15 protein-coding genes and 1 riboswitch are annotated in these 18,706 nt (G+C 43.2%); of the genes, 7 read left to right on the top strand and 8 right to left on the bottom strand.

Features of this window, described 5'->3' with window-relative positions:
- Window positions 1-9: 9 nt before the first annotated feature.
- The 4 genes from ACIGBM_RS02885 to ACIGBM_RS02870 form a co-directional block, all read right to left on the bottom strand.
- A complete protein-coding gene (locus ACIGBM_RS02885; protein WP_160023631.1) occupies window positions 10-573 on the bottom strand; it encodes a hypothetical protein in 564 nt (187 codons plus the stop codon).
- A 34-nt stretch (window positions 574-607) separates the two neighbouring features.
- Window positions 608-1,156, bottom strand: a complete 549-nt coding sequence (locus ACIGBM_RS02880) for a hypothetical protein (RefSeq protein WP_397476687.1) — start codon at window positions 1,154-1,156, stop codon at window positions 608-610.
- Between the two features lie 142 nt (window positions 1,157-1,298).
- Window positions 1,299-1,556 carry a YheV family putative metal-binding protein gene (locus ACIGBM_RS02875; protein WP_397476686.1) on the bottom strand — a complete coding sequence of 86 codons (258 nt, stop codon included), beginning with the start codon at window positions 1,554-1,556 and terminating at the stop codon, window positions 1,299-1,301.
- On the bottom strand, window positions 1,557-3,752 hold the full coding sequence (locus tag ACIGBM_RS02870; protein ID WP_397476685.1) for a M3 family metallopeptidase: 2,196 nt from the start codon (window positions 3,750-3,752) through the stop codon (window positions 1,557-1,559).
- A gap of 496 nt (window positions 3,753-4,248) precedes the next feature.
- Between ACIGBM_RS02870 and ACIGBM_RS02865 the strand changes: the two genes are divergently transcribed.
- From ACIGBM_RS02865 to ACIGBM_RS02850, 4 genes are all read left to right on the top strand, one after another.
- On the top strand, window positions 4,249-5,361 hold the full coding sequence (locus ACIGBM_RS02865; protein ID WP_191114503.1) for a hypothetical protein: 1,113 nt from the start codon (window positions 4,249-4,251) through the stop codon (window positions 5,359-5,361).
- A 193-nt stretch (window positions 5,362-5,554) separates the two neighbouring features.
- Entirely contained in the window at window positions 5,555-6,310 is a 756-nt protein-coding gene (locus tag ACIGBM_RS02860; RefSeq protein ID WP_201568151.1) for an endonuclease/exonuclease/phosphatase family protein, read from the top strand.
- Window positions 6,311-6,496: 186 nt separating this feature from the next.
- The gene (locus ACIGBM_RS02855) at window positions 6,497-7,528 is read left to right on the top strand and encodes an NADP-dependent oxidoreductase (protein ID WP_397476684.1); all 1,032 of its coding nucleotides are present in this window, start codon (window positions 6,497-6,499) and stop codon (window positions 7,526-7,528) included.
- Between the two features lie 195 nt (window positions 7,529-7,723).
- On the top strand, window positions 7,724-8,596 hold the full coding sequence (locus ACIGBM_RS02850) for an EcsC family protein (protein WP_397476683.1): 873 nt from the start codon (window positions 7,724-7,726) through the stop codon (window positions 8,594-8,596).
- Window positions 8,597-8,628: 32 nt separating this feature from the next.
- Here the strand turns inward: ACIGBM_RS02850 and ACIGBM_RS02845 are convergent, their stop codons facing one another.
- From ACIGBM_RS02845 to ACIGBM_RS02835, 3 genes are all read right to left on the bottom strand, one after another.
- The gene (locus ACIGBM_RS02845) at window positions 8,629-9,246 is read right to left on the bottom strand and encodes an alpha-ketoglutarate-dependent dioxygenase AlkB family protein (protein ID WP_397476682.1); all 618 of its coding nucleotides are present in this window, start codon (window positions 9,244-9,246) and stop codon (window positions 8,629-8,631) included.
- 20 nt (window positions 9,247-9,266) lie between these two features.
- On the bottom strand, window positions 9,267-10,157 hold the full coding sequence (locus ACIGBM_RS02840; protein ID WP_397476681.1) for an alpha/beta fold hydrolase: 891 nt from the start codon (window positions 10,155-10,157) through the stop codon (window positions 9,267-9,269).
- 81 nt (window positions 10,158-10,238) lie between these two features.
- On the bottom strand, window positions 10,239-12,155 hold the full coding sequence (locus ACIGBM_RS02835) for an ABC transporter ATP-binding protein (protein ID WP_397476680.1): 1,917 nt from the start codon (window positions 12,153-12,155) through the stop codon (window positions 10,239-10,241).
- A 369-nt stretch (window positions 12,156-12,524) separates the two neighbouring features.
- Between ACIGBM_RS02835 and ACIGBM_RS02830 the strand changes: the two genes are divergently transcribed.
- Together ACIGBM_RS02830 and ACIGBM_RS02825 are read left to right on the top strand one after the other, a co-directional pair.
- Complete coding sequence (locus tag ACIGBM_RS02830; protein ID WP_397476679.1) at window positions 12,525-13,373, top strand: EamA/RhaT family transporter; 849 nt, start codon at window positions 12,525-12,527, stop codon at window positions 13,371-13,373.
- A gap of 177 nt (window positions 13,374-13,550) precedes the next feature.
- A complete protein-coding gene (locus ACIGBM_RS02825; RefSeq protein WP_397476678.1) occupies window positions 13,551-14,441 on the top strand; it encodes a fructose bisphosphate aldolase in 891 nt (296 codons plus the stop codon).
- A gap of 124 nt (window positions 14,442-14,565) precedes the next feature.
- On the opposite strand, the gene thiC is transcribed toward ACIGBM_RS02825, so the two are convergent.
- Window positions 14,566-16,680, bottom strand: a complete 2,115-nt coding sequence (gene thiC, locus ACIGBM_RS02820) for a phosphomethylpyrimidine synthase ThiC (RefSeq protein ID WP_397476677.1) — start codon at window positions 16,678-16,680, stop codon at window positions 14,566-14,568.
- A 248-nt stretch (window positions 16,681-16,928) separates the two neighbouring features.
- Window positions 16,929-17,073: riboswitch (TPP riboswitch) on the bottom strand.
- Window positions 17,074-17,365: 292 nt separating this feature from the next.
- On the opposite strand from thiC, the gene pstS reads away from it, so the two are divergent.
- On the top strand, window positions 17,366-18,532 hold the full coding sequence (pstS, locus tag ACIGBM_RS02815; RefSeq protein WP_397476676.1) for a phosphate ABC transporter substrate-binding protein PstS: 1,167 nt from the start codon (window positions 17,366-17,368) through the stop codon (window positions 18,530-18,532).
- Window positions 18,533-18,706 lie beyond the last annotated feature (174 nt).

The raw sequence follows: 18,706 nt of genomic DNA, 5'->3' as shown, positions 1-18,706 counted from the left end.
AAAGGCCATTTATAACTCAATGCTTTTAGGCAGGTGTATATCAATACGAAGTTTTGGTAGGTCTTGTAAGTACTCAGTTAGTAATGGCAAAGTATCAGCATGCCAGTCCAAAGGCAGGGTATCTACTGTAGTGCTTTCATTGGATACGATATCACGTGGTCTGCCTGAGATAAGTGGCCGCGCAAGTAATGCAACTCTGCGTATGCCTTGGTAACGTATAAGCGGCATTATTTGCTGTTGCAAATCAATCAAGGCAGCAGTCAGCCAACGTGTGCGCGCTGGATGATAAGGGTGGTTTGATATCACGAGGTTGGCAATATAGTTTGGCTGGTTACCGTTACTACTGATACCAAGTCCGACTTGCTCACGTGTACGCTTATTAATTAAGCAGCTACCAACGTTCAGACTACCATCGCGGCACGCACGATGATAGCGACTATAATTATCAGGAAAGAGAGTTTTTGCTCGTGTGAGTACAGGATCTAAAACGACACCAGCATTGTTGACAGGTAAAACAAGCAACTGTGCATTGCTATTTAAAATAGAGGCATGTGTGAGTTGTAAAATCGCCATCGTAAGCCTCTCTATAACCAAATCAAGTATACGGTTATTGAATCGTCGCTTTATTAGAGTCGTTTGCTTCTAATTGAGCAATTTGTTGTTCAAGTAGTGCAATTTGTTCGGCCTTCATATCAGTCAACTGCTTATTCATAGCCACTTGTTCAGCTGCTAACTTTTCTTGTTCGGCCAGTCGCTGACGTTCATCTTCTAAACGATCAATCTCTTCTTTAGCCAAGCTGTCATTTTCTGGTAGAGGCGCATCTAATATAGCAGTAGGATTTGGTTTCGCAATACTGTCATTATTTGCTGCTCCAGAGTTTTCATCTATGAGCACACCATCGTTAATCACAGAATCATCTATTAATTCCGAAGTGCTGTCTTTGGCTAATTCTGTCTGTGATTGGTCAGTTACTGGTACTGAAGTGGCAGCATTAGCAGGTAAAGTAGATTCTGTGTCAGACTTACCCAAAAACAAATAGCCGATGGCAATAATCAGCAGTACTAAAATAAATACTGTCCAAATTTTCCGGCGTGTTTTAGTCGCTTTTTTCTTGGAAGCGTGAGTGGGTAAAGGACGAATGTTTTCTCGTTTCATATTATGATCGATTCATGTCAAGAATATAAGTAGCCATACTATAGCAAACTCAAAATAAAAAGCCTATCTATTGATAGATAGGCTTAATAGACCATTAAATAATAAAGTATTTAATCTGTTTTTAGATATGAAAACTAAATAACTAAGGCTTAAATTTCACGGTGCCACTAGTACCAGTCGCCATCGCATCACGAGTCATTTGATCTTCTAAATGGTTCTTGGCGCTAATGGCATCAGGATCTGGACGGTGTTCTGTGTGTCCGCACTGAGTACATTCAATATACTCATCTGGGGTAGGGGTTACGATATTGACTTGCACCACAGCGTCCATCTCCTGACATTTTGGACAACGTACCCCTGCTAAAAATCGGCGCTTAGGACTAGATGACTGATAACGCATTTAAATGACCTCGCGAGTCGTTTGAGTATTTGCCGCATCAATATTTTTAGCATCAGTAAAACCATTATGACGTAGCAAGGCGTCGATACTGGCGCTACGACCACGGAAGTTTTCAAAGTTGGTTTTCGCTGGGAAACTGCCGCCAACAGATAAGATAGATTCACGGAACGCTTTGCCTGTCGCTGGGTTGAAAATACCGTCTTCTTCAAACTTGCTAAACGCATCAGCTGATAGCAGTTCCGCCCATTTGTATGAATAATAACCTGCAGCATAACCACCAGCGAAGATATGACTGAAACCATTAGCAAAGCGGTTATAGTCAGGTGTTTGCATAACGGAGATATCATGACGGACAGTATTGAGCGTCTCTAAAATGCCATCGTAACTAAGCGCTGGCGTATAAGCATGAATGAGTAAGTCAAATAGGGCAAACTCTATCTGACGCAGCGTTTGCATGCCGCTTTGGAAATTTTTCACTGCTAATAGTGCATCGAGCTTGTCTTTAGGCAATGGCTCACCAGTCTCAACGTGGCTGCTGATAAGAGCGATACCTTCAGCGTCCCAAGCCCAGTTTTCCATAAACTGACTAGGAAGCTCGACCGCATCCCACTCAACGCCATTGACACCAGCGACATCGCCGACCGTGACTTGAGTCAATAAATGATGTAAGCCATGACCAAACTCGTGGAATAAGGTTAATACTTCATCATGGGTCAATAAACTAGGTTTGCCATCAAGTGCTGGCGTGAAATTACCAACCATAAAGCAAACGGGCAGCTGCTGATGGCTCTGTTCTTCGTAGCTATAGCGAGATTGAAAACCACTCATCCATGCACCGCCACGCTTACCACTACGTGCAAACAAGTCAAAGTAGAAGCCACCGAGCAAGCGATCATCAGCGTCGAATAATTGATAAAAACTCACATCGTCATGCCAGCGAGAGACTGAGTCACTTTCTGCATCTTTATGACCTTGCTCTTGTACTTTGATACCGTATAGACGCTCAACGATAGTAAACAAGCCATTAATCACTTTAGGTAATGGGAAATATGGACGAATTTCCTCTTGCGATAAGCTGAATTCACTTTGTTTTACTTTTTCAGCGATGTAGGCGCTATCCCACGGTTGCAACTCGTCAATGCCATAATCGCTAGCGTATTTCTGTAGCTGTGCCAAATCTGCTTTGGCAGCAGGGGTGGCTTGCGTTGCTAAGTCACGTAAGAATGTTTCAACTTCTAAGACGCTGTCTGCCATCTTGGTCGATAGCGATACTTCAGCATAATTTGCAAAACCAAGTAGCTTAGCTTTTTGTTCACGTAATGAGAGGATTTGACTCATATTGTTAGCGTTATTTAATGAGTTGCCTTTTGCATTGCTATGCGTATCAAACTCAGAGGCGCGTGTGACATAAGCATGATACAGCGTCTCACGCAGGTTGCGATCGTCTGCATGAGTCATGATCGCTAGATATACAGGGATATTTAAACTGGCCACATAGTAAGGAGTAGGAAGTGCATCTATATCAGCTTGGCCAAGAGCACCGCTAGCAAGCTCACGCGCCTTGTATTGCTCGCCTGCATCTGCCAATAGTGCCAAACCACTCTCTGTTAAGCCCTTTAATTGAGAGTCTTCTAAAGGTAGGGCAAATGCTTGCGTCGCATCCAAGATATTGTCCGAGAAAGTTGCAGACAGGGTCGATAATTCACTTTGGATAGCGGCAAATTTTTCTTGCTCAGCTTGAGGTAACGCAACGCCTGATAACTCAAAGCTACGTAATGCCAGTTCAATTGCACGTGCACGAGCAGGCTCTAACGTAGCAAAGAAATCTGTGTCATTGACGATAGCTTGATAGCGATTAAACAACGGCTGATGTTGTCCAACTCGCGTACCGTAAGCAGATAGCTTTGGTAGCAGTTCATGGTGAACATGACGAATCTCATCGTTGCTCATCACGCTATTGAGATGCGACAAAATACCCCAGCTACGATCTAATGCCAAATTAATATGGTCAAAGCTCATCACATCTGCCAAAGCTTGTTCAGCGCTTATTTTTTCAGCACTGTCGCTTTCTATCACGGTTAAAGTATCTAAAAAAGCATTGGCAGCATCAATGGCGTCAATCACATGGTTTTGTAAGGTATGTGGCGCAGTGTCGGCAAAATCGACAAGGCGCAAATCTAAAGGAGAAGGTGTCATATAGGTATCCGATATCAATGAATTATTATTAATCAAAACGAGAATGAGAAAAGTCTGGCTACTATTGAAATATACAGTGTGTTCTTATTTTATATATAGATTATATAAAAGATGGGTTCGTTTGGTAAAAATACAACCTAAGCACTTTTATACGATTCAAGTAATTAGGACAGTGCTAGCAATCTGAAAGTAAATGTCGAAATTCTGATACTTAGATTCAGCTTTTCAAGATAATTATCTGAATATGTAGCTATGCTCGTTAAGGCAGTTTTTTAACAATATAGAGTGCTCTACTTACAAAGCGCTATCATTTGCTTGCAAATTAACCCTACAGGGAGTGGGGTATAGCTGTTAGCATCAAGATAATGGAATCTAAATATTATGCATCGACAGGATGCAAGAAAAACACGGATAGAAATTTCTACACTTATAACAGTGTATGAGTGAAGAAATACATAAAGTTAAAAATGAACGATAATAAAACAAGGAGCAATATATGAAAGCGACTCTTAAAAGTTTACGTGAAACTAAAGCTAACCCTGCCGTAAGTATCTTTGTTAAAACGCATCGTGAACATCCAGCTAACGAGCAAGATCCTATCGCTCTAAAAAACCAATTAAAGGTTGCAGAAGATCGTCTGACAAAAGAGTACGATAAACGCACAGCGACTACCATTCTAGATAACATTCAAAATAAAATCAGTGAGCTCAATCACAATTATAATCTCGATACGTTAGCTATATTTGCTAGTACAGATGATGTGCAAGTTATCCGTATGCCAATTGATACGACAGAACGTGTTGTAATTTCAGATAGATTTGCTACGCGTGACTTGGTCCGTGATATGGCAAGTGCAGTTCATTATTATACGGTGGTCTTAACCCGTGACAATGCTCGTTTGATCGAAGCATCTAATGACCGTGTTGTGAGAGAATTCGATAAAGATGACGATGCACAAAACAACATGGAGAACATTCAGTTCCCTGTCGAAAACAACGGACTATACACAACAGGTGACGGTGGCTCAGATCGCTCATCAAATAACGAGAGTAGCCATTTAAAAGAGTTCTTTAACCAAGTTGATAAAAGTGTCCAAGAGCTATGGGGCGAGCATAAAATGCCTCTTGTTATAGTTGGTGATGCAAAAAATATTGGCTATTATAAAGAAGTCTGTGATCGTCCAGATAATATCATCGCTACAGTATCGAATGCGACCAATCTAGAAGACGGTAGTGCTCAGCATATCGTAGATAGTGTGCAAGAAGCCGTAGAAGAGTATCGTACCTCACTGCACAAAGCTGCATTGGGTGAAATCGATAAAGCTCGCGGTGCGAATATGTTGCAGACAGATTTGCAGGAAGTATATCGCAGTGCCTTCCAAGGGGCTGGCGAGACACTTTATGTACGCCGTGGCTATATACAATCCGCTAAGATTGATGAAAAGGCACAAACGTTAAGCCCTGCCAATGATGCTACTACGGAAGGCATCACAGATGATGCAATCGGTGAAATCATCGAACACGTCATTCATAATGGCGGCGAAGCTGTATTTATGCCACAAGACATCATGGGTGAAGATCAACCAATAGCGTTAGTAACTCGATACTAATCTGACGATGACACCTATGCGCGATGTTCATTTATGAATTAGCCATTGATAATACATAGGTGTAATATGAGAGCATTGGTTCAATACGAGCCAGTGCTCTTTTTATGTCTGTCATTACAATCACTATGGGTATTATAGTAGCTGAGCTATTGATCTTTACTCCATAAATAATGAGCGTACAACTAACCAAACTATGACTACCACCTCTTTTGTTTTAACCAGCTACAACATCCACAAAGGCATGTCACCGCTGAATCGCCAAGTGAAGATGCAAGGTATTGCTCAGGCGCTAGAGTCTGTGGGTTCAGACGTACTGTGCCTGCAAGAAGTACAAGGCCAAAACCTTAAACGCAATATGCAATACAACGAGTACCCAGATCAATCGCAGCATGAATGGTTTGGCGAATTTTTAGATTTGCAAAACAGTTACGGTAAAAACTCCGAATACGAAAACGGCCATCATGGTAATGCAGTATTGAGCCGCTTTCCGCTAGACCCCAAACACAATGTAAATATTACGGTCAACAAGCTTGAGCAGCGTGGTGTCTTGCACTGTGAGGTACAACCTATCGGTTGGGAGATGCCAGTTGTCGTATTGTGTGCACATTTGAACTTGTTTGAGCGTGATCGTATCAAGCAGTATCAAGCGATTAGTGATTATGTGCGAAATGAGATTGCGCCGAATCAACCGCTCATCTTGGCAGGTGATTTTAATGATTGGAAAAAGATGTCTTGTGACAAACTGGCGTCAGATCTCGGTATGATAGAAGCGTTCAAGCATTGTCATGGCAAGCTGTTGCCAACCTTTCCAGCAAAACTGCCAGTACTCAGTTTAGATCGTATCTATGTGCGCAATTTGCTTGTGAAGGACGCTTGGGTACACATTGGAAAACCTTGGTCATCGCTATCAGATCATCTGCCCATTAGCGCAGAGCTGATGCTGCCCTAATACCTAACTATAATAATTCGTCTAAATGTATTATATTGGCAATCTATCGATATATGAACAATTGTCTTTATTAACCATATTATTGATTAATTATGTTTTCGATTGAAAGTGCTATTTGCAGCACAACGTTTCAATAAAATAGATAACAAGTACAGCCTAATAAACAAAATATAAGGATATTCTACGATGGCAACAGCTTCTACTACTGATAACAATCAGCAAGCTAACCACAACGTACCTAAGACACAGCACGCCGTACTCATACGCGAGTTCGGTGAGCCGGAAGTAATGAAATATCAAGATGGTGCTGATGTCCCTGAGCTACAGGACGATCAAGTACTGGTAAAAATTGCCTATGCTGGGATCAACCCTGTCGATTATAAAACCCGCCAAGGTAAAGGCTGGGGTGCAGAGAACATTCGTAAAGATAAGTTTGAGAATAATCAGCCAGCTATTTTAGGATTCGATGTATCAGGCGAAGTAGTCAGCAGTAATAGCGATGAGTTTGCTATCGGCGATAGAGTAGCGGCTTTGACCTTTAGCGGTGGTGGTTACGCGCAATATGTGGCAGTAGATGCCAAGTTGCTTGCGAAAGTACCAGAAAATGTCACTTTAGAGCAGGCAGGTGCTTTGCCCTGTATCGGACAAACGGCACTACAATTTGTGGATTTTGCTGATATAAAAACAGGCGAGCATGTGGTGATTAATGCACCAGCAGGCGGTGTCGGTCATTTACTAATCCAATTGCTCATGAATAAAGTGGCGCAAGATAACATCAAGGTAACGGTAATTTGCTCACCAGAAAAATACGCCAAGCTTGATGAGTTGATAGACGTATCTAAGCTGGCGGGTTGGATAGATTATACCAAAGATGAAGCGTTTCCTGACCTACAAGCTGATATGCTACTTGATTTAGTCGGTGATGAAGCAGGTGTCCGCGTGCTTAGCGTGCTCAAATCAGGCGCCCGCGTGAATGTGTTGCCAACTATTTGGGTTGATAAGCTCAAAGAAGCCGGTCAGCAAAAAGACTTAGCAGTAGCAGGCTACAAAGCGCAGCGTAGTGGTCAAGATATGGCGCGTGTTTTACAGGAGGTGGCCGATGGTAATTTAACTTTAAAAATCCAAAAGACCTATCCACTCTCAGAAGTTGTTGCAGCGCACCATGAGCTACAAAAAGGCGATGCTTTTGGCAAGATTGTCTTGGCCGCTGCTGAGTGAATATCAAGATTGCCTAATTATTAGATAGTGTTTGGTAGGATTTATTAGTAAGGGGATGTCTGTTGAAACCCAGTAAACTTAACTGATGACTTAACAAATCATACAAAAGTTTTATTTTGAACAACAGAACGTCCCTGTAGTCTTTGCTTATTTATCATAGGATAGAAAGCGAACGATACTAATAAAGGGAATAATATGACTATCAACAATAAGACTATCAATAATAAGACCAGCAATGAAAAAACAGATGACCACATTGCTTATGAATCCAAAGTCCGTGAAGAAATAGAAGCATGGAAGAACCCTGATAAAGGAATTTTGGATAAAACGATAGCAGTGCTTAATACCCCTGTGGTAGCAGCAGGTGATGCGTTAATGGAAGCTCCACAATTTGGCGATTCTCTAAAAAAAGTAACTGAGGAAACGATTACTGCTTTGAGTGATGCGGCCAACTGGACATTGGACACTCAAAACGTTATCGATAGCTATCAAGAGGCAGCAGATATTAACGATTCCTCTATCAAAACGCTGGCTGACATTAAAAGTCTACCCATTGCGGTTGTAGATAAACAAGTTAAGCTTTTCAAAAGCAAATATGTAGCGCTAACCAGTGCACAAGGGGTGACTACAGGGGTTGTAGGCTGGGCAGGTATCCCTGCTGACGTAGTAGGGCTTATTACAGCCAATCTACGTGCGATTGGAGAATATGCAACGTACTATGGCTTTGATATCAATGATGAAGGCGAGCAGCTATTTGCTATGTCTTTGTTGGCTGTAGCAACTTCTGCCTCTGTTGAGGAACGTAAAGCAGCGTTAGATGACACTCAGGCAATGATCAAAGATCCAGAAACTCAAGCATTCAATCAGATTAACGAAGAAGTCATGTCTCGTGTACTGCGTCAAACAGCGACTAAAGTAGCCACTAACATCGTTAAGACAAAAGCGGCGCAAATTATTCCAGCGGTAGGCGCAGTGGTCGCAGGTGGTGTTAATGCCAATTATACTGCCAATGTTTGTGAAGCTGCTTACCAGTGTTATCGTGAGCGTTTTTTAGATCGTCTCGCGTAAGTATTAGATGACTCGTTAAGTCAGCGATAGTATCAAGATGTAAGCATATGCCGAAACGTTAGACTGATTCGCCCAGTATCGACCGTCTTTGTCTTAGTAATCGTATGCTTCCAAAAGGTTTGTGTATCACCATGCATCACAACAAGCTGACCAGACTCAAGATAAAGTTCAACTTTGTCTTGAGTTTTTTTATGCTTAAAAACAAATTTGCGTGTAGCACCAAGCGATAAGGAGGCGATGACTGGTTGATGACAGAGCTCTTTTTCGTCATCAGCGTGATAGCCCATACCATCAGCGCCAGAAGGATAGTAATTAAGCAGGCAGGTGTTGAAATTGGCGGTGATGCCAGTCTCTGCTAAAGCCTGCTCGATGTGCTGTTTCACGTGAAACACTATATCTGACCATGGAATAGTTTGGCGCACGTGTCCTGAGTATTGATAGTCTGCATCTGTATCTCCCATCCAGACAATTTTCCGAGTGGTTATATGGGTCTTACCAAATAACGTCACGATGTCTGGCTGCCAAGGTAGCTCATTTAGCAAGAAGCTATAAAGGGCAGTAGCATCGTCGATAATCACGCCTAGATCATTCACCTTACCATCATAGGGTAGTAAGTTATCCGTGGGTGCAGGGGCAAAGAGATCGGTCATAATTCAGTCGTTGTAAATCCTTATTTACTGCTTTGGTAGTGCTCGTTGATGATTTGAGCGCATAGTTCAGGCGCTTCCATTGGCAATAGATGACCATAATCTGACAGCGAAATAAGACTGCTATCTGGGACAAACTTTTTCCATTGCTTTCTTACTTTGTCATTGATGAACAGGGTAGGCTTGCCTGTAATCAAGGTGTAGGGACAGCGTAGGTTTTTGAGTGCGGCATCGATATGAGGCGCGCCAAAATAATTGGCCAGCTCTTGTTCTGGTGCAAACATAAGCGTATAGCTACCATCTGCATTTTTGCTCAGGCTTTGCTCAGAAAATACTTGCAAGTGCTCATCGCTGATACGCTTATAAGCACGCTGCGCACGTAGGCTCTCATAATAACTACGGGTGCTCGGCCAAGTAGATTGCTTAGTTAACGTGCTTTTAAAAGGCTCGCGGCTCAATAGGAAAGAGCGTGGCAAAAGGTTATATAAGGTAGCTTGGTGTTTGGTAAATGTGACAGGCTCGATCAGGTACAAATGCGAAAAAAGCTCTGGACGTTTGGCAGCGGCCATTGCTGTGGCTGTTGCGCCTTGCGAATGACCAATACCGACGACAGGCTTGTCTTGGGTCTTTTCTAAGAACTCAATCAGCATGTCGGCATCTTGCTCGCGCGTCAGACGGCGGCTGTGCGGCTTATCATACCAGTAGCCACGTAGGGCAAGTGAGCTGATATCAAATTCAGTGGCTAGCTTACTTAACAGCGGTGTATAGGTACCGACGGTAAAACTATTGCCACTATAAAAATGTGCTGGGGCGCGGGGAGTAGAGCTTGAATCTAGCGGCTGATTAAACTGGCTAAGGTCATAGTAGCGTGCTTGTTTTCCGCCAAGATTAATGCGGTTTGTGAATGCTTCCATAAAATAAACACTTCCTTGTGACTTATTTTGAGTGATTTTTTTGCAGTTTGTCTTCTTATGACTGAGCTGACTTAATGAATCCTAGTTGTCTTCACCTAAGAAGCCACCGCTTTGACGCTGCCACAGTCGAGCGTAGACACCATTCAATGCCAATAGTTCATCATGACTACCTTGCTCAATGATACGGCCTTGATGCATAACGACCAGTCTATCCAGTGCCGCAATAGTAGACAGGCGATGGGCAATAGCAATAACGGTCTTGCCAGTCATGATGTCATTTAAGCTTTCGGTAATGGCATATTCAATCTCAGAATCTAGCGCACTGGTCGCTTCATCTAAAAGTAAAATCGGCGCATTTTTTAGCATAACACGTGAGATAGCAATACGTTGACGTTGACCGCCAGATAGTTTGACTCCGCGTTCACCTACTTGGGTATCAAGTCCTGTATTGCCTTTATCATCGTACAGATCTTTGATGAAATCCCATGCCTGAGCTTGTTTGGCAGCGATCATAATCTCTTCGTCAGTAGCATCAGGACGACCATAGGCGATGTTTTCACGCACGGTACGATGTAGCAACGAGGTATCTTGAGTCACCATGCCAATCTGTTGGCGCAACGATTCTTGCGTAACGGCATCAATAGCCTGACCATCAATCAGAATCTTACCGCTATCGACATCAAAGAAGCGCAGTAGCAAATTAACCAAGGTCGATTTACCAGCACCTGAACGCCCAACCAAACCAATCTTTTCACCCGGCTTAATATCTAAGTGGAAGTTGTCCAACAGTTTGATATATGAGTTAGGTGCGCGCTTAGCGATGTTGGTACTATTAACAATCTCGCCAGCTTTTCCATTGTCTTCATCGTCATTCTCATAACTGAAGTCAACATGGTCGAATACGATACGTCCGTCCGTGACGGCTAGCGCTGGCGCGTCAGGTTTATCAATGATTGTTTGCGGTGCTGACAACGTACGCATACCATCTTGAACTGTACCGATACTCTCAAACAAACTGGCTGTCTGCCACATAATCCAACGCGTCAAACCATTTAGACGTAATGCCATAGCGGTCGCAGCAGCAATGGCACCAACACCAACTGCACCTTGTTGCCACAAGTACAATCCAATACCCGCGGTACTACTGACCAAGATCACACTGATAAGATGGGTCGATACTTCTAAATAGCTGACCCAGCGCATTTGTGCGTGAACCGTACCTAAGAATTGTCCCATGGCATTTTTGGCATAGCCCAGCTCACGACGAGAATGGCTAAATAGCTTAACGGTCATGATATTGGCATAAGCATCAGTGATTCGTCCTGTCATCAAGGCACGAGCATCCGCTTGCACAATCGCTGTCTCCTTGAGCTTAGGGATAAAGTACCAAATGGTGATGGCAACCAAGACCAGCCAAATGACAAAAGGAATAAGTAGTAAGCTGTCTAAATTAAACAAAATCACCCCTGAGGTGATAAAGTAGACAGAGACATACATAAACATATCGGTGACAGTCATCACGGTATCGCGTACTGCTAGGGCTGTCTGCATTACCTTAGCTGAGACACGACCCGAAAACTCATCCTGATAGAACTGCATGGATTGCCCAAGCATGCGCTGATGAAAACGCCAGCGCATCTGCATGGGAAACACGCCTTGCAAGGTTTGAAAGTGGATAAACGATGACAGGGCAATCCATAATGGGCTTACTATCATGACAGCGAGCATGATGAGTAGCATGTCGCCTTTTTCTACCCATAATTTTTGCGGCGTATAAACGCCCAACCAATCAACGATATTACCTATCCAAGCAAACAGCATGGCTTCGTAAATACCGATACCAGCGGACAAAATCATAAAGATTAGTAGCCAGCCGCGTAGGCCATTGGTGCATGCCCACAAAAACTTCAGCATACCATCGCGAGGTGATGGCAACGGCATAGGAGTGTCTGGAAAGGCGGGTAGGCGGTTTTCGAAAAAGCGAAATAGAGCATTCATAGGCAGTAATAAAACATCAATAGCAGTACGTCAAGATGAACGAGAGGACTCGTTATCTAGAATCTTTACTTTTGTGATTGGGATTAGGTGCTATTTTAGCAAAATTACTAATCATACCTGCATGCTAATTGTAATTTGCTTAAGAATAGCTGTGTCTTTAGTGCCTTATTCACAACTATAATAAATAGATTGCTGTAGAAAACATATTTTGTTACATTCTACATCCAAACTTATTTATGGTTTGAATATTGCTTTTATAAGTATGATTTTATTGCAAAAATCAGCTGATTAGCAGGCATTTTATTTAATGGTCTTTATAAATAGATGAACAATAATAACTCAACATTGAAGTTCAAAAGGTAGCAGTGAATGATGTATTTAATAATAGCGGTGCTATGCAGTGTCGCCGTCTCCGTACTTTTGAAAATATTGCGCCAGAAAAATATAGATATTCGTCAGACCATCGTGGCAGGCTATCCTGTGGCTTTTTTACTGACTTGGGTATTACTAAAACCTGATGTAGGTGCCATTCATGCGCTTGATAGCGCTTGGGGAATCATCATCGCACTTGGAGTACTATTACCTGCTGTATTTATCATTCTCGGACGAGCCATTGAAGCGGTGGGGATGGTAGCAACCGACGCGTCTCAGCGCTTATCACTCATTATTCCCATCGTAGCGGCTTTTTTGCTATTCGGTGAGGTGCTGACTGGTACACGTATACTTGGACTGGCGTTAGGTTTTCTTGCATTAGGTGCGCTTGTCTATCGACCACAGCATAACGATATTACTCGGCAAGCAAAGCATACGCCACTGTGGTTATTCGGGGTATGGGCAGGCTACGGCATTATTGATATTTTGTTCAAACAAGTTGCCAAACAAGGGGCGGCCTTTCCATTGACTCTACTGGTTAGCTTCGGGGTAGCAGGTGTATTACTTCTAATCTATTTGCTTGCCACGCGAGTACATTGGCAAAAACAAGCACTTATGACAGGTTTGCTGCTTGGCGCATTAAACATGGGTAATATCTACGCCTATGTACGAGCACACCAAGTGCTGCATGATTCTCCCAGTATTGTTTTTACTGGTATGAATGTCGGCGTTATTGCCGTAGCGACATTGATTGGCGTAGGTGTGTTTAAAGAGCAGTTGAACCGTATTAATATAATAGGATTAGTATTGGCAGTCTGCTGTGTAGGGGTACTGTTTTTGGCGTAATGCACTCTGTCCAAAAGTACTGGTTCCATAACTTTTTTAGCTATATTGTCACGTATCCTATATAGGCATATAAATCATCCTATGATAAGGTTATCTACAAATAACACGGCTTGTATGGAATAAAAAAGCTTAGTTTATGATATTTAACTTAACCAATAAAAATAGGATGCAGGCTCAATGGAATACGATAAGCAATTACAGCGTATAAAAAATGGTTCAGGTTTTATTGCTGCTCTTGATCAAAGTGGCGGTAGCACGCCGAAAGCGTTAGAGACTTATGGTATCAGCAGCGACGCTTATGATAATGATGAGGCCATGTTTGATTTGGTTCATGAAATGCGTGCTCGTATCATGACGTGTGACTGTTTTGATAGTGAGCGTGTACTTGGTGCAATTTTATTTGAAGACACCATGGAGCGCGAAGTCAATGGCAAGTCGACGGCCAATTATCTGTGGGAAGATAAAAATATCGTACCATTTTTAAAGGTAGATAAAGGTCTGGCTGAGCAAATGAGCGGCGTACAAGTTATGAAGCCGATTCCGAATCTAGATCTATTATTAGATAAAGCAAAAAATTATCCCGTATTCGGTACTAAAATGCGCTCAGTCATCTATGAGCCAAATGTCGATGGTATCGAGCTTGTGGTACAGCAGCAGTTTGATGTGGCTAAGCAAATTATTTCAAAAGGTTTGATGCCTATCGTCGAGCCAGAGGTCAATATTGATAGCACTCAAAAGCATGAGTGCGAGCTACTGCTAAAGGCAGATATCTTGCGCAATCTGGAACGCTTAAGTGACGACCAGCAAGTGATGCTTAAGCTGACCCTGCCAGAAGAGGCAGGGTTTTATCGGGAGCTAATTGATCATCCTAAAGTACTCAAAGTAGTGGCGCTGTCTGGTGGTTATAGTCGTAGCGATGCTTGTGCCAAGCTCAAACAAAACCCAGGTATGATTGCGAGCTTTTCGCGTGCCTTTACTGAAGGCTTGAGTAAGCAACAAAGCGATAGCGAGTTTGCTGATACCATTAATACGTCAATTGAGGAGATTTATGAAGCGTCGAAAGTGTAAACGTAGTAAATAAACATTCGTACATAAATCATGAGTAAATAAGCCAAAAAAAGCCCTACTAGATAAGTACGCAAATACTTAAATAGTAGGGCTTTTCTTATTTCAAAAATATAGGTTATTAACCCTACACCTCTTTATATAACTGACGTCCTTCGTTGTTATATTTTTTAGTCATCTCGGCCATGCCTTGGCGAATTTCCTCAGCAGTGGCTTCACCAACTTGTCCGACAAGCTCTGTATCTACCTCTTTGATTAAGTGACCAGCATCGGTTAAGTCGCCCGTTTGCGGCGTTACTTTTTGGTTAGCAGCATCTTTATCCAGCCCTGCTGCATATTCACGCACGTTTTGAGTGATTTTCATTGAACAAAACTTAGGGCCACACATAGAGCAGAAGTGTGCTGATTTGTGTGCGTCTTTTGGCAACGTCTCGTCATGATATTCACGTGCAGTATCAGGATCGAGCGCCAGATTGAACTGATCATCCCAGCGGAATTCGAAACGTGCTTTAGATAGCGCATTGTCACGTGCCTGCGCTCCCGGATGACCTTTAGCAAGGTCAGCAGCGTGTGCAGCGATTTTATAAGTGATAATGCCGTCTTTGACGTCTTTTTTGTTTGGTAGACCTAAGTGTTCTTTTGGCGTGACATAGCATAGCATCGCTGTACCAAACCAACCAATCATCGCAGCTCCGATGGCGCTAGTAATATGGTCATAGCCTGGGGCGATGTCTGTCGTTAATGGCCCTAAAGTATAGAAAGGCGCGTCAGCACATAGCTCAAGCTGCAAGTCCATGTTTTCTTTGATGCGGTTCATCGCGACGTGTCCAGGGCCTTCGATCATCACCTGTACATCGTGCTCCCATGCGACTTTAGTCAATTCACCAAGCGTACGTAGCTCACCGAACTGCGCTTCATCATTGGCATCTTGCAAGCAACCAGGGCGTAGGCCATCACCTAGACTAAATGCGACATCGTACTGTTTCATAATCTCGCAGATATCTTCGAAATGAGTGTATAAAAAGCTTTCTTTGTGATGTGCCAGACACCACTGAGCCATGATAGAGCCGCCGCGTGAGACGATACCTGTCAGACGCTTTGCGGTGAGCGGCACATAGCGTAATAGTACGCCAGCATGAATAGTAAAGTAATCTACGCCTTGCTCTGCTTGTTCAATCAACGTATCACGGAATATCTCCCATGTAAGGTCTTCAGCGACGCCATCGACTTTTTCTAGTGCTTGATAAATCGGTACGGTACCAATCGGCACAGGAGAGTTACGGATTAGCCATTCACGGGTTTCATGAATGTGATTGCCTGTTGACAAGTCCATAATGGTATCCGCACCCCAACGCGTGGCCCACGTCATTTTGGACACTTCTTCATCGATAGATGAACCTAACGCTGAGTTACCGATATTGGCATTAATTTTCACCAAGAAATTGCGCCCGATGATCATCGGCTCAGACTCAGGGTGGTTAATGTTGTTTGGGATAATAGCGCGTCCAGCCGCCACTTCATCACGAACAAATTCAGGGGTGATGATTTGAGGCGTATTGGCACCGAAGCTCTCGCCATCATGTTGACGCATATCGGTCAGTTCATGCTGCTTTTGCGTTTCGCGTATGGCGATATATTCCATCTCAGGAGTGATGATGCCACGGCGTGCATAGTACATTTGCGTGACGTTCTGTCCTGCTTTGGCGCGACGTGGTTTATCAATATGAGCAAATCTAAGGTTGGCAGTGCTGATATCGCGAGCACGTGCTTGTCCGTATGAGCTAGATAAGCCGCTTAATTGCTCGGTATCATTGCGTTCTGCGATCCAGTTCTCACGCAACTTTGGCAATCCACGTGTGAGGTCGATATCGATATTAGGGTCGGTATATACACCTGAGGTGTCATACACATAAAACGGTGGATTATGCTCACCGTCTTTATCTCCAGTACCGCCAACAGGCGTATCAGCCAAGCTGATTTCACGCATCGGTACTTGGATGTCAGGTCTTGAGCCTTCGATATAGACTTTTCTTGAGGCAGGTAAAATACGGTGCAAGTCGCGCGCATCTTCTTCGAAACGGGCATCACTTGCGGCACGGTGAGCAGGGGTTTTTAGCGCATCTGCTTTTTTATCTGCTTTGACGTTAGTCGTGTCAGCAGCATTTGAAGCAAGCGTTGAGTTGTCGGCTGGGTTATGCGTTTGGGCTTTCGGTGCAATTGAGGTGGTGTCTGCAGTAGTCATATGCTGTCCTAGCGTGTTGGTTTTTGAATAAAATCAACACCGCCAGTATCTGCGGGGGTAGGCATCCATCATTTAGACAAATTTATATTATGAACCCACAACTTCGACCAAAAAATATCGTCGCGCATGGTGGTCATCAAATATTGGGCGCAGCTTTATATCCTCTCTTCTTATCTGGCTATGCATCACGCATATTAAGACAGTAGTGACGATAAAAATGTATTTCTACGCGCCCTTTGTCATAAATAACAAAGTGCTTAAGACTTCCCTGCGTCGGTACTAACCGCATCAGGTTCGGCGGGTGATCTCTCAGCGAATGTATCAAGGCGACTACTTTAATAAAACAAGTTTAATAAAGTGAGCCAAAAATACACCGCACCCCGAGTCTGTCAGTGTTGTAAATCAGCCTTCATACTAACAAAATTCTGTACCAACGGCTAATGGTATTTGGATACAAATATTCTGTGTCAAACACACGGTTCAATATTTTCGTGAATAATTTTTTGAGTGTTAATAAATGAAGATGCTTAGTATTGCTAGGTTGTAGACAAATTATTCAAATATTATGTAAAGCGAATGAAGGATTCTAGAAGTTGTCATTAAACTGTCATAAAGATTTGGCAAGATAACACGCATATCACAAGCAATGCTTTTTTATACCGTTGTTAAACTTCAGGAGTCCTACATGCGTTATTCGTTATTAGCAGTGGCCGTCAGTTGTACATTAATGCTTACGGCGTGTAATAAGTCAACAGAGACGGCGGAGCCAACTGCTGATACTAGCAGTAGCGCTGTGACAACAGCTGAAACAACCTCTCAGACAGCATCTTCTGCTACGTCAGATTTTAAATCTGCTGAAAATATCGCTATGAATATTACAGGTGCAGGAGCGTCGTTCCCGCAGCCTATCTATGCGAAATGGTCATATGACTACAATGCTGCTACCGGCGGCCAAGTCAACTATCAGTCGATTGGCTCATCTGGTGGTATCAAACAAATCCAGTCAAAAACAGTAGATTTTGGTGCTTCTGATGCCCCAATGACGCCTGAAGAGTTAGACGAAGCAGGTTTGATTCAGTTCCCAACAGTCATCGGTGGTGTTGTACCAATTGTCAACATCGACGGTGTTGAGCCTGGTGCACTAAAGCTAGACGGCACAACGTTGGCTGATATCTATTTGGGTAAGATTAGCAACTGGAATGACCCTGCGATTAAGGCGATGAACCCAGATTTGACCTTGCCAGATGCCGCAATCACAACAGTATTCCGCTCAGATGGTTCAGGTACGACTTTCAACTTCACTGATTATCTTGCCAAGGTTTCACCAGACTGGAAAGACACTGTTGGCGTTGATAAAACTGTCAAGTGGCCGACCTCTGCGACTGGTGCAGGCGGTAAAGGTAACGAAGGCGTCTCAAGCTACGTAAACCGCATGAAAAACTCTATCGGTTATGTTGAGTATGCTTACGCTAAGCAAAATAAGATGTCACATACTGCGCTGAAAAACGCAGCTGGTAACATCGTACAGCCATCTGCTGAGACGTTTGCTGCGGCAGGTGATATCGATTGGTCACAACAAGAAGGCTTTTATAAAGTCATCACTAACTCTGAAACTGACCAAGCATGGCCTATCGCTGCTGCGACCTTTATCTTGGTACATAAGCAACCAGAAAATCCTCAGCAAGTCGCTGGCGTGTTGAACTTCTTTGACTGGGCTTATACCCAAGGTGATGACAGCGCCATGGAACTAGACTACGTACCATTCTCTGACACGGCAGTGGCCTTGTTCAAAGAGAAGTGGAACGAGGTGAAAGGTAGCGATGGACAGCCTGTCTACAAGCCAGCTCAGTAATTTGTTTCTGCTAAATACGATTTAGCAACTGACAAGTTATCCTCTCGAATAATTATTCTCCGGTAGTTGTTTGAGAGGTTTTAACACAGCAAATTTGATGAATATATCTCGAGAAATATGCTTACTCATACCGTTTAAGTTTGTTGTGTTAAAACCTGATATACCTCTTTTTAA

The organism is Psychrobacter sp. NPDC077938 (assembly GCF_044542635.1).
In the GTDB taxonomy this organism is placed as follows: Bacteria; Pseudomonadota; Gammaproteobacteria; order Pseudomonadales; family Moraxellaceae; genus Psychrobacter.
The sequence above is the reverse complement of the archived record's forward strand: the minus strand, read 5'-3'. Positions and strand labels throughout refer to the sequence as shown.

Coding starts and splice junctions, on each gene's coding strand:
- ACIGBM_RS02825 (WP_397476678.1), top strand. CDS start 13,551: ATGGAATACGATAAGCAATTACAGCGTATAAAAAATGGTTCAGGTTTT.
- ACIGBM_RS02845 (WP_397476682.1), bottom strand. CDS start 9,246: ATGACCGATCTCTTTGCCCCTGCACCCACGGATAACTTACTACCCTAT.
- ACIGBM_RS02875 (WP_397476686.1), bottom strand. CDS start 1,556: ATGCGTTATCAGTCATCTAGTCCTAAGCGCCGATTTTTAGCAGGGGTA.
- ACIGBM_RS02840 (WP_397476681.1), bottom strand. CDS start 10,157: ATGGAAGCATTCACAAACCGCATTAATCTTGGCGGAAAACAAGCACGC.
- pstS (WP_397476676.1), top strand. CDS start 17,366: ATGCGTTATTCGTTATTAGCAGTGGCCGTCAGTTGTACATTAATGCTT.
- ACIGBM_RS02870 (WP_397476685.1), bottom strand. CDS start 3,752: ATGACACCTTCTCCTTTAGATTTGCGCCTTGTCGATTTTGCCGACACT.
- ACIGBM_RS02885 (WP_160023631.1), bottom strand. CDS start 573: ATGGCGATTTTACAACTCACACATGCCTCTATTTTAAATAGCAATGCA.
- ACIGBM_RS02865 (WP_191114503.1), top strand. CDS start 4,249: ATGAAAGCGACTCTTAAAAGTTTACGTGAAACTAAAGCTAACCCTGCC.
- ACIGBM_RS02860 (WP_201568151.1), top strand. CDS start 5,555: ATGACTACCACCTCTTTTGTTTTAACCAGCTACAACATCCACAAAGGC.
- ACIGBM_RS02830 (WP_397476679.1), top strand. CDS start 12,525: ATGATGTATTTAATAATAGCGGTGCTATGCAGTGTCGCCGTCTCCGTA.
- ACIGBM_RS02850 (WP_397476683.1), top strand. CDS start 7,724: ATGACTATCAACAATAAGACTATCAATAATAAGACCAGCAATGAAAAA.
- ACIGBM_RS02855 (WP_397476684.1), top strand. CDS start 6,497: ATGGCAACAGCTTCTACTACTGATAACAATCAGCAAGCTAACCACAAC.
- ACIGBM_RS02835 (WP_397476680.1), bottom strand. CDS start 12,155: ATGAATGCTCTATTTCGCTTTTTCGAAAACCGCCTACCCGCCTTTCCA.
- thiC (WP_397476677.1), bottom strand. CDS start 16,680: ATGACTACTGCAGACACCACCTCAATTGCACCGAAAGCCCAAACGCAT.
- ACIGBM_RS02880 (WP_397476687.1), bottom strand. CDS start 1,156: ATGAAACGAGAAAACATTCGTCCTTTACCCACTCACGCTTCCAAGAAA.